The following is a 13,367-nucleotide window of genomic DNA, read 5'->3' on the forward strand; positions in this document are numbered from 1 at the left end:
ATCATGTCAGTCCTTCCAGAGCGCGTCGAGCCGACTCCTGCTCAGCGAGCTTTTTACTCTTCCCTTGGCCCGAGCCAAGCAATTGGTCACCTATTTTGACTTCCACAAAAAAGGTTTTTTCGTGATCGGGCCCCTCTTCCTTAACAACGACATACAGAGGAACTGCCTTGTATTTCTCCTGAGAGAATTCCTGTAAGCGTGTCTTGTAGTCCGTAGCAAAATGACGAGTGAGATCTAAAGCAGCCAATCGGGGTTCAAAAAGCCTCTCCACCCAAATTCGGCAATCCGTAAAGCCCGCATCAAGATAAAAGCAGCCAATCAAGGCCTCGATCGAAGATGCCAATATGCGTGGCTTAGAAGCCCCTCCGGTCAATATCTCTCCACGGCCCAGACGAAGTTGTCCATCCAATCCAAACTCTAAGGCCAACTCGGCCAACACCGCTTCATTGACAAGACTCGCACGAATCTTTGACAAATCTCCTTCAGCTAAATCCGGAAATCTCTTCATGAGCAAATCGCTGAGAACGAGATCGAGGACAGCATCACCCAGGAACTCAAGCCTCTCGTTATCGCCCTTTGAAGTCGTGGAGTTTTCATTGTGGAAGCTCTTGTGAGTCAGCGCTCTGGCCAAGAGATCTGGATCCTTAAAACTATAGCCCAACTTTTCCTGCAAGGTCATCAAGGGTTCTCCTTTCAAAGAAAGTCACCCAACACTGTGGTTCTCTAACTGATTTATTGGAAAGCGTCAATCTCCGAGATTCCAACAAGTGAACCTTCTTTTCGATCGCCCTGAGAATGGTCAAATCCCTGAATCTGAACATTTATCTCAGTCCCCGCCGAAACTGACGAATCCAGCTCAGGTAGCTGAACAGGCCAATAATCACGGCTCAGGCCGTGACAGACCCCCGCCTCACTCTTCAAGGTAAGGACACGCTTGATTGTACCAACCTGGCTCAGAGCCTTTTCAGCGTAGCGACTCCAGCTCAGTTCCCTCAGTTTACGGGCCCTTTCCAAAATGGCCTGCCGGGTGTTTTTTTCTGGTAGACGGTTCGCATAGGTTCCTGGCCTCTCACTGTAAGGAAAAACGTGGATCTTCGTCCAAGGCAACGTCTTGAGGCGATCATAGGTCTCCTGAAAATGGTCAGGGCTTTCGCCTGGAAAGCCCGTGATCACGTCCATTCCAACAAACACCTGGGGCACTTCCCGAGCAATACGCTCAAGGCATGATTCAACGGCCTCAGCCCCATAATTGCGTTTCATATCTGATAGAGTCTTACTGCAAGCGCTCTGGATCGACATGTGAAAGTGTGGACACAGCCTTTCATCCTTAAACAAATCCATGAGGCGATCCGTGATTTCAACCGGTTCCAAACTCGAAGTTCGCAATCGCTCAATTTGAGTGTTTTTGAGAATTTGTTCGATCAGACCTTCAAGCCCACAAGTAGAGCCCATCTTATCGAAATCAAAATAGTCACCAATGTGAACACCAGCAAGGACGACCTCTTTAACTCCCTCACTCACCAGTTCATTGACTCGCCTCACGAGAGAATCAACACTGAGACTTCGGCTCTTCCCTCGCGCAAATGGAATCACGCAATAAGTACAGAAGGAATTGCATCCATCTTGTATTTTCAAAAATGCGCGGGTGTGACGATTTTCGACTCCCCCTCCCTCCTCAAGATCCATTTTTTTAAAAATATTGGATTTATAGACCCGCTCTTTGAGCTCGCCCGTCTGAAGCTTGCGAATCAACTCATCCAACTGACCCTTATGGGAATTGGCTACGACGAGATCCACTCCTGCCAGAGAAGAGAATTTATCTGTGTCTACCTGAGCCGCACAGCCAGTGACCACAACGAGGGCAAAAGGATTTTTAACCTTGATCCGACGGACCCACCGCTGAGCCTCTTTTGTTGATTCTCCGGTCACAGCGCAGGTATTGAGAATGTAAACCTCAGGATCCTTAGGGTCGATCCGAAATCCAACTTTACTTAGTCTGGCCTCGAGAAGGCCGGTATCGTAAGTGTTTACCTTACAACCAAAAGTGTGAATATGATAGCGAGTCTCAGTCGTCATTCGATCCAACCGCCCCCGAGCAGCTGCTGATCGCGATAAAAAACAGCTGCCTGACCTGGCGTTACGGCCCTTTGAGGCTCCTCAAAAACCACAAGGAATTTTTCATCAGGCCCCTCTTCCTTGCTCCGCTCGATTCGCGCTGGAACCCCACGATGCTGAAATCGAATTTTTACTCGTAAAGTCTCACCATCAACCACTTGATTGAGCCAACTCAGACGATGAACTTTCATTTGTGAAGAATAAAGATACTTCTCTTCTCCCAGCCAAACTGTATGATCTTCAGCGTCTATTTTCACCACGTAAAGAGGATTACCGACAGCGATTCCCAAACCCTTTCGCTGTCCGTAGGTAAATTGATGAATTCCCTCATGGAGACCTAATAATTCACCACTCGGAAAAAGACGCAATTCACCAGAGTGAAGATCGTCAGAAGAAATCTGACTTTCAATGAAAGAGGCATAGCCCTTTTTTCCAACAAAACAAATACCTGTGGAATCTTTCTTTCGAGCGACACAAAGACCCTTTTCTTCTGCGTACTTCCGGATATCATCTTTTTTCCAAGTTCCTACTGGAAAAATTAAATTCGGCAGTATTTCTGGTCTTAGGGTAAACAGAAAATAAGTTTGATCTTTCCAATCATCTTCGCTCGTGAAAATCGCCGCGCGCCCATCCGACCCGATCGAAATCGTCGCATAATGACCTGTTGCCAAATATTGACAGTCCAACTCCCGCATTTTTTGAATTAAATGGTCAAATTTTAGAAAAGTATTGCAGTTCACACAAGGAACGGGAGTACGGCCCTTCAGGTAAGAGTTAACAAAATCATCAATTACATGAGCTTTAAATTTTGCTTCGCAGTTCATCACGTAAAAGGGAATTCCCAATTTATCTGCAACAGCCCTCGCGTCATCCACATCAATACTCGAACAACAGGTGCCGTTTCCTTCCTGAATTTCACAACTATCGACGGAGTAGTCCCACACTTGCATCGTCACACCGACGACATCGTAACCTTGGCTAACCAAAATCTCTGCTGCCACCGCTGAGTCGACTCCCCCGCTCATAGCAACCAAGACCCTACCTTTGCTAATTTCCCTTTTAACAGATTGAGAAGCCAGCCCATCGAAATTATACATATTTCTCTCGCAATCGATCGTTATGAAGACCCCTGAGGCGCAACACTGTTACTTTCAAAATATCCAAAAACCTGTCCAATTCATCCTGGGTTGTTCCCCAGCCAATACTGATGCGCAAGGAACTCTGAGCTTCTTCTCGATTCAAGCCCATTGCCAGCAAAGTAGGGCTTGGCTCTGTATTTCCCGAACTGCAAGCAGCCCCTGTCGACACCGAAACTCCCAAGATATCTAAGTTCATCAAAAGGGTTTCGCCATCAACACCGTCGATCAACGCACAGGTCGTGTTCGGCAGACGTTTTCCTCTCTGACCAAGCACTCTTAAATCCGATATCTCATCGATCAATCTTGCTTCAATATAGTCGCGAAGTTTTTTCATCTCGCCTGCCCGAGATTCAATCTGATTCTGAAATTGGCACATCCAACCCAATGCTGCCGATGCCAAAACGTTTTCGGTGCCTGCGCGACGTCCTCTTTCCTGTCCGCCGCCATGAACCTGACTCTCCAAAAAAATACCTTTGCGGCTATAAAGCATTCCGCTCCCTTTGAGAGAATAAAATTTATGACCTGAAAAACTGGCCAGATCTACTTCAAGTTTACGCAAATTGAGAGGCACTTTACCCAATGCCTGAACGGCATCACAATGAAAGAGGGCTCCATGTTCGTGTGCCATTTTCGCCATTTTATTTATCGGGAAAATATGTCCTGTCTCGTTGTTCGCATACATGACCGAAACCAAGGCAACCTTATCGTCGAGCAGACTTGCATAAGCTTCCATATCCAGAACACCATTGCGATCAACTGGGATAACCTCAACTCGTGCCCCCTTTTGAGACAAAAAATCAAGGGTCCTACGAACACTCGGATGCTCAACTGCACTCACCAAGAATTTTGGACGATCAATTATTCTCCGTCCCTTCGTTTGGGAAAAAGTATAGGCATCAAAAACGCCCTTTAAGGCCAAATTATTGGCCTCACTGCCCCCACTTGTCATAATCAGTTCCAAAGAATCCACTCCCAGAATTTTAGCGAGGTTCTGACGGGCTTCCCGCATCAAGGTCTTGGGACCCCTGCCCTGAAAATGAATCGAAGAAGGATTGCCCCACTCCTTCAACCACTCTTGGACCTGACCAGGAAGGTCCGTGGCAAGCGGAGCCGTCGCATTGTGATCCAAGTAGATTCGGTTCTCGCTCTTTAGACTGAACTGCCCATAACTCATAGCGCCGGACGCTACCATAGGACAGAAACTCACTCAAGGAGTTCTCGTTTGATCATCTGACAAGACTTCCGTCCAATTCCGCTCTATTGCCTGACGGTTAAGGTCTCAAATCTCAAGGTGATTCTGAGATTTTCCGAAACCCATATTGAATGACAACGAATATGAAACCTTGGGCCCAGGCACTAAAAGTTGCTGGTCAAAATTACAGCCAATGGAATCTTGAGGCTCCTCAAGATCTCAATTTTACTTTTTGGTGCCTTGAAACAAACAAGATCAACCAGCAAGAGTACTTGAGTTGGGCACGCGACCATTATGGACTGGCTTCTCTCAATCGCAATTATTTTGAAAAATCGCCTGATGTCGATCTGTTAGAAAAGACCTCAGCACATGCCAATTGGACTCAATGGATGATCCCCATTAGTGAGTGGGATGGAGTCATCTTTGTAGCCTGTGTTGAGCCTGTCCAAGATCAGGATTGGAGCTTTCCAGTTCAATTTGTTCTTGCTGAGTCCTCAGATATAAAAAAATATTGGGATCTCATATATCAATCCCATCCATCTCATACCGACGACCATTTCATGCCAATTGAATCTAGCGACGAGATTCTCGAAATCAATGAAAATGGAGAAGACCCCCTTTCGGGCGTGATAAGTCTCGACGAATCTTCAGGAAGGGTCGATACAAAAATTCTCAAGGCAATTGATCAACGACTTAAGGATCCTGAGGCAACTTGGGCCGAAGATTTGACTCAAGCCAAAATGCCGAGCGACCAGGCATCGGCGAATATTGTGGAGTTAGGAAACCCAGTGCCCAAGAATTCTTCAGACGATTTGTTTCCTTCCCTCCCCGAGGAAACCGAAAGACCACCTGACCTGCAGGGTCTTGATTTGGATATCCTTAACGACGTGACAAAAAACGAAACCGAAGACACAAGTATCACGGGCATTAAACTGAATTTTGACCTGACCAAGTCTTCCCATTTCGACTCACAAATACAAGATCCTTCTCTTTCTCTTTCATCTCCACCATCTCCGCCATCTCCAATCTCTTCAGAACAATTCGCAAAACCCTTTAATCAAGATGAAATCCCAACGGGCGTCTATGATGTAGAAAAGCTGCAACGCCAAGACAAAGTCGAAGTAGATATAGATTCTGGGTCCATCGCTTCAACATTGCCCGAAGCTCCTCGCAAAATTGAAGATTGCAAGAGCGAAGATGAACTGTTTGCCTGGGCTTTCCGGGAAATCAACACTAAATATCATTGTTCTATGGCGCTTCTCTATGAAGGAACCAGACTTCGTCCATGGAAGTGGGATCGCCATTGGCGGCCGACGAACCCGAAGGCTCTAGCCCCTTTTGATATCGCGAGTGCCTGTATCTTTCGCGTGGTTCGTCGCACCCACATGCCCTATCATGGACACATCGTAAAGAATGAGATCAATAGCCAGTTCTTTACAAACTGGGGACACCCAGAATTGCCCTCCCATGTGACGATTACACCTCTCCAATACGATTCACATCAAATTGGAATGATCCTCTCTATCGGAAGTAAAGAAGCGAACTCTATACCGACACTGACCCATCATGAAAAAATGTCCTTCCGCCTGACAGAAGGGCTCCAAAAAATGGCGGGCAAGGCAGCCTAAGTCCATCGTTGGTTCTACTCTACGGTTAGACATTTGGCCTTAATACCTTTTCTCGCTCATCTATTAACTTATTAAAGCGTTTTTGTAGCTCAGCAGATAAAAAACTATCTTTAACGACATCCTTCATTTTAGGGATATGCTTCAAAAGTCGCGCAAAACTATTTTCAATAGCTTTCTCTGGAATCTGCAAATTTTTTCCAAGTGCAACAAAGTCATCTCTTTTAATCCTGGCCTTTTTCCCATTTAGGGTGAGCGCCATTTCTTCTTTATCCTCAGCCATCAATAATCGAGTTGAAAGTAAGTCATATGCTGGAGACAGCACCATTTCTGCTGATTCATTTCGCATCAACGAGAAGTTTTTTAAGTGCATGTCTGCATTGCCAGTCAAAAAACAGAAGAGATTGAGATCAAAAAAAGTCACAGCATCTAAACCTGGCTGCGAAGAGTATTTTAGAATGATTGCCCCAGCCTTTTCTGTAGATGTATCGTACTTGGATTCTGTTAATAGCTCGCTCAGCTGACAAAAATCTTCAACAGCAATTTTCTTCCCTTTTTTGGGTCGATCAAAGCGCCTTACAACGTAAGCAAGCTCTCCTGATTTCAATCGAATAAGACCATGTTTTGCAGTTACTAAACCAACAAACTCTGCCATGCGCATCGTAGCATCTTCCACTACTGACATATCTGGAAATTGGCGAGTGGGTGGCTTCAATATAAAATTTCCCCATAAATCGACAATCATCAAGCGATGATTTGGGTCATTTTCTTTTTTAGCTATGTGAAGTGAAATTTTGGGTTGAACACCTGTGATCCCAAGGTGTTGGATAATGGATCTTTTTGCTAAGGCTTCAAGGTCGCCATTTCCAAAATCAACAGTAGGAGGGTTTTCAGTGCCAAATAATTTTTTACTGCAGGAATGATGATAATCACCATCACGAAGGGCATCTTTTAATGGCTGATAGCAGCCTAGACACTTGCTCATTCTGAGTCCTCGTCAACACCACGATGAGCATCGTCAACCACACTCACATCACCAATACAGTCTTTACATGCAAGCAATAGCAGCCCCATTCGATCACGGGGATTAATCTTCCAATTATCAGTGATAATATTGAGTAACCAACCCTCTGGTATTAGTCCGTCAAAAAATGCAATCATCGTTTTTTGCTCAAACGGTTCCTTGCGTAGTGGTAGCGTAAGGCTCACAGGTTTTGGATTTGTGGATATTAAGTAGTTTTCGTCATAGGTGAAGGAGTAAAACCCCTCTTTTTGCTCGATAATTCCAGCAAAGTTTTTTCCTACAAAAACTTTCCCCCGCCTATGATCTGCCACTATTCAACCACTCTCTTGATAGGGATTGGACCCACTGTGTGACCAAAAAGCTTTAGAACCTGCTCAACTTTATCCAAGCGAAGTGTGGGCTTATTACTTTCAAGCTCACGAATGAATCTAAGACCAACCCCAGCCCTTTCAGCCAATTCTGGTTGAGTCAGCCTTGCCTGCTTACGTTTTCTTCTGATGAATTCACCTAACTCCTTCATGCTCATTATCATACCCGATTGGGTATAAAAATGAATAGATATTTTCAAAATATACCCAATCGGGTGCATATATTGAATATGTCAATTATTTACACCCTTTAGGGTACAAATACGCCCCGTTTAACATACTTACATCGTGATTTGAGCTCCATATTTCATCTGGGTCCACGCCCCATTTTGAATCTGATATCATGAAATCCGAATTGATTGATATTGGAGTTTATAAGGGTGAAATACGGGTAAATCAGTGGCGGACTCAGTTCGCATCTGATTGATACGTCCAAGGTCTAATCGCTATCGACTCCTTAGCCACTTTTATTGAATTTGAGAGGAGAAGACATGGCTTTTCCTTTGCATTCTCATCTCCTAAAGAGGGGGAATCAGATATGATGCACGCCAATCCTTCAGGAGTCGTCCAAAAGTTGAAACTTACGATGACAGTGTTGGCAGTTTCCTTGCTGACATTGATGTGGCAAAATTGCTCGGATGTTTCCTTCAGTCAAAAATCTGCGAAATTGGCAAAGCTTGGAGATGGAAGGTCTGAGCAAAATGACCAGGGAAATGGAGACTCCACCGATTCAGGTTCAGAGTCCGATTATGAGCCAGACGAAGATGACGACGGAGAAATTGACGAAAATTGGTTAAGAGGAAACTGTCTCAATCCCTCTGGAAATGTAGAGGAGGTCTCTTCCTCCGCGACCGACAAGACATTTATCAACTCACGCGGTATTTTGATTGTTCTTGAAGCACTTAATTTGAAAATTGAAAATTTTCGTGGGATTGCCTTCGTGCGAAAAGCCCTCAGCTCCAGTGTACTAAATACTCGAGGACCCCTGCTTTTAAACAGCAACGAAGTCGTCCAATTTGATAATACAAGGGGCCCCGTGTGCTTGAGTTCCCACCAAGTGAATCATATAAAAAACCATCGAGGACCTGTCTGGTTCAGCGGACTAAAAAAGGATGGAGTTAAGGCTGAGATCGGAATTGTAGAGAATTTCAGAGGTCCTCTGGTCTTAAAGAATGTCAATGTTGGAAAAGTTCTCAATGCCCGTGGCCCGATATTTGTTATAAATGGATCAATTGAAACTCTCGAGAATGTTCGTGGCCCTGTCTTTGTCGATGGAGTTCTCGTCCCATAGGATTGTTCTCTATCATTCTTTGCACAAATCTTGGAAATCGGCCAGAGACTTGTGCCTTTTGTCCACAGTCAGAATCCTGAGAATGTTATTTCGATAACACCCAAGTAAGCGACTCAGACCGTCTTTTCCCATGATCTTTACCTCAATCACATTTTTGCCCCTGATGCCTCCAACGAGATATTTGATACCGGAAATCGCTACCGCTCCACGAAATCCATTCTGAATTGCCGTCATAAATCGCCGTGCCACATTTCCTTGCTGACTGATCAGAAAATCAACGACTTCCTTGCTGAACCTAATGCGTGCAATGTGTTGATTTTCAGATCGAAGACCGACAAAACCATATTCTCTATTAGGAATGAGCAGGAATGGATTAAATTGTCCCTGCTCATCCATCATCTCCTGATAGTTCTGCACTTCAGCGGCCTTTCGCGCTAAAAACTCCTGATCTCTAAAATTCCGTTCTCGCAAGTGCTGCTTGGCCCGGAACATTTCTCTCCTATCAATTTCAATCTCCAAACTCCTCTTTTCTTCCTCCAGAGCACGGCCAAGACTCTGAAATTCCGCTTCAACCTGGCTCAGTTCAAATTCCTCATAATCAAAAAAATTCCACAATTGAGATTCCATGCTTCTAGAAATAGAATCGAATCTAACCAAAAAAAACTGAATATCATCGTCATTAAGAAATCTACGACCGGTCATGTTGCGGTAGAGTTCTGTTCTTGCGTCGCTACAAATGTTTTCATTGAATTTTTGAATAATTTCTAAGAGACCATCCTCTCTTTGGATTTTAGCGTCGCGTCTCAACGAAGAGGCACATGAAAGTCCAAAACCGACAGACCCAAACGCGGCTTGTGTCACAAAGAAATGACCAAGGCACCAAAAAAGGAAACCAAAAACCAAAGCCCATCGCCCCAATTCGGGAACCACACTTCGAAGGCGGCTACTCAATGGCACTTCCCTCCGGTCCGATACTCAAAAGTCTTTCCTCAGAAAGTCTCCCCCTTGAACCAAAATCAATTCTAATTCGACGACAGACCCAATCAGGTGGCAAGCAGGAAGAATCAAGCCGGTCCGCCCATTCGATAAGTATCAAGCCTTTTTGTACCGAGAATAAATCCCAAAACCCCGTAGACTCTAAATCGTCTTCATCCTCAAGGCGGTAGAGATCCAGGTGATCAATAGGTCCACGAACAGTCTCATAGCGATGGTGAATAGCAAAGGTCGGCGAACAAGCCTCCTCCGTTCCCAATTCTTCCAACAAGAACCTCACCAGTTGCGTCTTCCCTGCACCCAGAGGTCCTTCAAAGAGCAGAATCTCTCGGACCGAGAGGCTCGGAATCAAACACTTGGCAACCCATGCACGACTTTCTTGAAGAGAATTAAGCTCAATGTCCCCAATTCGTGTGCGTTTTCTCCCCGTCATATTTCCTTCCCTAGGAAGGGTTTAACAAGTACTCAAGATTCCGTCTATTGGAACTATTGGAAATCCGCCCCAAACTCCGACAAATGAACGGTGCCACCCGCACCACTGGCGGGCAGCTCTCTCTATCACCCTCAAAAATTAGCAAATGGGCCTCGCAGCCACCTTACCGACATAATGCGTCCCATAAATTCTGCATGACATTGGGAATGCACACACAAAAGAAGAGACAGTCTTTCACTACAGCACGAGAGTGCCACCCGATATCCGTCCCAATAAATTGGGAAGATGATCTTTGAGGTCTGAGGCCATCAGGGTGCGCCGATCGTGTCCAACTCGAACCCATTCATCTGCAATACGTCCATGAATATAAGCGGCCGTTGCCGATGCTTGCAGAGGTTCCAGCCCCTGAGCCATAAAGCTCCCAATCATTCCCGTAAGAACATCTCCTGTTCCTGCTTTGGCCAGAGCTGAATTGCCTGAATTAATCACCATGCACCGACCTTCGTGAGCTAAAATGCTTCGAAAGCCCTTCAATAAAACATGACATCCCGAAATTTCTGAACCCAGCAAAGCAGCCCGAAAGCGATTCTCACCGATTGTTGTCGCGTCCAGCCCGATCACTCTTGCTAACTCTCCTGCATGTGGGGTCAAGACCCAATGACGAGGCAAGGGAAACAAATCAAATTCTACGCAAGCTGTAATAGCATCAGCATCTAAGACGACACCTGCTAGTTCTCTCCCCTTGAGTTTTTCAATCAGGTCTGCCACTGCACGAGTCACTCCCAAACCTGGACCGACGGCCGCTACATTCCATTTCTTTTCCCACAAAAGCGGATCAGTCAAAACAACAGTGAGCACCTCCGGAACCTCTCGCAGATTTTCTTCGGGACTCTGAAAGCTCGCCCATGTGACATAGCCGCAGCCCATACGATAGGCACTGGCAGAGGCTAAAACCCCGGCGCCCCACATTCCAGATCGTCCTGCCGCTACCAAAAGATGGCCATGATCTGTCTTGTTGCTGGATTCAGGTCTTCTCGGCAAATATCTACGAGCTAATTTCTCAGTAAATGCAAAATGAGTCGTGGCCACGCCACGCAAGGATTCATAGGGAAAACCAATCGACAACACCCTCAGTTTTCCAACATAACGGGGACCATCCGCAACAAAAAAACCAGGCTTGGCCAGACCAAATGAAATCGTCGTATCAGCCTTTACAGCCTGACCTCTCACCATTCCCGTATCACAATTGAGTCCAGATGGACAATCAACAGCGACAACCGGCACCCGCACTGAATTCATCAACTCAACCAAACTCAAATATTCGCCTTCTATGGGACGCGAAAGACCTATTCCAAAAAGTGAGTCGATGATGAGAGACGATGACCGCAATGCTTCTGTCTTTTCTGGGCTCCCTACCAAATCAACAATTCTTATTCCATGAGATTGAATCCGACGCATTTGTTGCTCAAACAGAGAGGAACGCTGTTTTTGAGGAGCCAACACGTAAACCACTAAGTGACGATATCCAGCTGAATGAAGATGACGGGCGATCACCAAACCGTCGCCGCCATTGTTTCCTGGACCACAGACGATACTGACAACACCCTTCTTCAATTCTGGAAAATAAGATTGGGCAATCTCACGGGCAGCTAAGGAACCAGCCGATTCCATTAAAAGCTCGCCACTCAGTCCATACACCGTCTGCGACAGTTCATCTATTTCCCGACTCTGGGAAACAGTCGCCAATCGCATCTAGGTTAGCTCCTTTTGCAAAAAGCTGGCAATGCGCTCGGCATGCCGTCCAATCGCCTTCTTGTCAGTCCCTTCAACCAAAACACGGACAACGGGCTCCGTTCCCGAAAAACGCACAAAAACTCTCCCATCGCCGGACAACTGTGTGTTGATTTCGTCAATCATGCTCTGATAACCAGAAATTTCTTCAAGCTCGCGGCGATGACTCACTCGAGTGTTAATGAGAACCTGCGGCACATCCTTCATCCACTTCGATAACTCGCTTAATTTTTTCTTTTCCTGAAGCATGACAGCCAGAACATTCAGAGCCGCCACACATCCGTCTCCCGTCGTGCTGTGATCCAAAGAAATGATATGACCACTTTGTTCCCCACCGAGAATATACCCACTTCGCCTCATTTCCTCCACCACGTATTTATCTCCAACATCCGTCCGTACCAAATTAATTCCGTGGTTGCGAAGAGCCAATTCGAGACCCACATTGCTCATGTGAGTGGCAACCACCGTGTTACCCGGGAGGGAGCGCTTCTTTGCCAAGTGAATTGCACATATAGCTAAAATGTGATCTCCGTTGACGATCCTTCCCTTTTCATCCACCATGATGACGCGATCCCCATCGCCATCAAGACTGATTCCCACATCTGCCCTGTACTTGATAACCGCCTCACAGGTGTTCTGAGGGTAAAGGGCTCCTGTTTTCTCATTGATGTTAAATCCATCGGGCCGGTTACCCGTGAGCACGACCTCCGCTCCCAGTTCCTCAAAAACGGCTGGCGCCACTTTGTAAGCGGCACCACTGGCACAATCCAAGACGATCCGAACGCCATCTAAAGAAAGATCAAGAGGAAAGCTATCTTTGACATAGACAATGTACCTTCCCGCCGCATCATCTATTCTTCGTGTTCGCCCGATTTCATGACTGTCCGCCAAGTGAAGATGAAGATCCACATCTCTCACCAATCGTTCTATTTCGGTCTCCATCTCTCCCGTGATCTTAAATCCGTCGGCTCCGAAAATTTTTATACCGTTGTCATAATAGGCATTGTGAGATGCAGATATAACGACCCCAGCGTCTGCTCTCATATTCCGAGCTAAAAACCCAATTCCGGGAGTCGGAAGGGGGCCCACGAGCTGCACCCATACACCCATGCTGTTGAGGCCAGAGGAGAGTGCTTGCTCCAGCATGTATCCTGAAATACGAGTGTCCTTTCCTATCATGACAATCCGATGATTCACTCGACGGCTGCTCACCTGCTGATTGAGAACAAATCCGAGTGCTTGCCCCACCCTCATGACAACATCGGGAGTCATCGGATACTTGTTGGCCATGCCGCGAATTCCATCGGTTCCAAAAAGGCCAGATATTCTGGCCGCAGGAGAAGGCTCCACAACTCCAACTCCTTGAGTTTTTTTTATCAACTCCCCTTTTCCTGCT

Annotated in this window: 13 protein-coding genes; 2 read left to right on the plus strand and 11 right to left on the minus strand. The window is 46.1% G+C overall.

Annotation, left to right across the window (positions count from 1 at the left end):
* Position 1 precedes the first annotated feature (1 nt).
* The 4 genes from rnc to IPJ71_04095 form a co-directional block, all read right to left on the minus strand.
* Positions 2 to 679, minus strand: a complete 678-nt coding sequence (rnc, locus tag IPJ71_04080) for a ribonuclease III (protein ID MBK7842862.1) — start codon at positions 677 to 679, stop codon at positions 2 to 4.
* A 53-nt stretch (positions 680 to 732) separates the two neighbouring features.
* On the minus strand, positions 733 to 2,076 hold the full coding sequence (gene mtaB, locus IPJ71_04085) for a tRNA (N(6)-L-threonylcarbamoyladenosine(37)-C(2))-methylthiotransferase MtaB (protein ID MBK7842863.1): 1,344 nt from the start codon (positions 2,074 to 2,076) through the stop codon (positions 733 to 735).
* Positions 2,073 to 3,140, minus strand: a complete 1,068-nt coding sequence (mnmA, locus tag IPJ71_04090) for a tRNA 2-thiouridine(34) synthase MnmA (GenBank protein MBK7842864.1) — start codon at positions 3,138 to 3,140, stop codon at positions 2,073 to 2,075. Before mnmA ends, mtaB begins: the two co-directional genes overlap by 4 nt.
* Positions 3,141 to 3,204: 64 nt before the next feature.
* Entirely contained in the window at positions 3,205 to 4,428 is a 1,224-nt protein-coding gene (locus IPJ71_04095) for a cysteine desulfurase (GenBank protein ID MBK7842865.1), read from the minus strand.
* Positions 4,429 to 4,589: 161 nt separating this feature from the next.
* Here IPJ71_04095 and IPJ71_04100 point away from each other — a divergent pair, with 161 nt between their 5' ends.
* Positions 4,590 to 6,074, plus strand: a complete 1,485-nt coding sequence (locus tag IPJ71_04100) for a hypothetical protein (GenBank protein ID MBK7842866.1) — start codon at positions 4,590 to 4,592, stop codon at positions 6,072 to 6,074.
* A 25-nt stretch (positions 6,075 to 6,099) separates the two neighbouring features.
* Here the strand turns inward: IPJ71_04100 and IPJ71_04105 are convergent, their stop codons facing one another.
* The 3 genes from IPJ71_04105 to IPJ71_04115 are packed head-to-tail and all read right to left on the minus strand — an operon-like array spanning position 6,100 to position 7,615.
* Complete coding sequence (locus tag IPJ71_04105) at positions 6,100 to 7,056, minus strand: HipA domain-containing protein (protein ID MBK7842867.1); 957 nt, start codon at positions 7,054 to 7,056, stop codon at positions 6,100 to 6,102.
* Positions 7,053 to 7,409: a HipA N-terminal domain-containing protein gene (locus IPJ71_04110; protein ID MBK7842868.1), complete on the minus strand. Its 357-nt coding sequence runs from the start codon at positions 7,407 to 7,409 to the stop codon at positions 7,053 to 7,055. The genes IPJ71_04105 and IPJ71_04110 overlap by 4 nt, the downstream gene beginning before the upstream one ends.
* A complete protein-coding gene (locus IPJ71_04115) occupies positions 7,406 to 7,615 on the minus strand; it encodes a helix-turn-helix transcriptional regulator (protein ID MBK7842869.1) in 210 nt (69 codons plus the stop codon). Before IPJ71_04115 ends, IPJ71_04110 begins: the two co-directional genes overlap by 4 nt.
* Before the next feature lie 386 nt (positions 7,616 to 8,001).
* Here IPJ71_04115 and IPJ71_04120 point away from each other — a divergent pair, with 386 nt between their 5' ends.
* Complete coding sequence (locus IPJ71_04120; protein ID MBK7842870.1) at positions 8,002 to 8,754, plus strand: hypothetical protein; 753 nt, start codon at positions 8,002 to 8,004, stop codon at positions 8,752 to 8,754.
* A gap of 12 nt (positions 8,755 to 8,766) precedes the next feature.
* On the opposite strand, the gene IPJ71_04125 is transcribed toward IPJ71_04120, so the two are convergent.
* From IPJ71_04125 to IPJ71_04140, 4 genes are all read right to left on the minus strand, one after another.
* A complete protein-coding gene (locus IPJ71_04125) occupies positions 8,767 to 9,705 on the minus strand; it encodes a hypothetical protein (GenBank protein MBK7842871.1) in 939 nt (312 codons plus the stop codon).
* On the minus strand, positions 9,698 to 10,180 hold the full coding sequence (tsaE, locus tag IPJ71_04130) for a tRNA (adenosine(37)-N6)-threonylcarbamoyltransferase complex ATPase subunit type 1 TsaE (GenBank protein MBK7842872.1): 483 nt from the start codon (positions 10,178 to 10,180) through the stop codon (positions 9,698 to 9,700). The genes IPJ71_04125 and tsaE overlap by 8 nt, the downstream gene beginning before the upstream one ends.
* 237 nt (positions 10,181 to 10,417) lie before the next feature.
* Positions 10,418 to 11,932 carry an NAD(P)H-hydrate dehydratase gene (locus tag IPJ71_04135; GenBank protein ID MBK7842873.1) on the minus strand — a complete coding sequence of 505 codons (1,515 nt, stop codon included), beginning with the start codon at positions 11,930 to 11,932 and terminating at the stop codon, positions 10,418 to 10,420.
* Positions 11,933 to 13,297 (minus strand): phosphoglucosamine mutase, encoded by a 1,365-nt coding sequence (locus IPJ71_04140; GenBank protein MBK7842874.1) that lies wholly within the window; start codon positions 13,295 to 13,297, stop codon positions 11,933 to 11,935.
* Between the last annotated feature and the right edge of the window lie 70 nt (positions 13,298 to 13,367).

This window comes from Bdellovibrionales bacterium (genome assembly GCA_016714165.1).
In the GTDB taxonomy this organism is placed as follows: Bacteria; Bdellovibrionota; Bdellovibrionia; order Bdellovibrionales; family UBA1609; genus JADJVA01.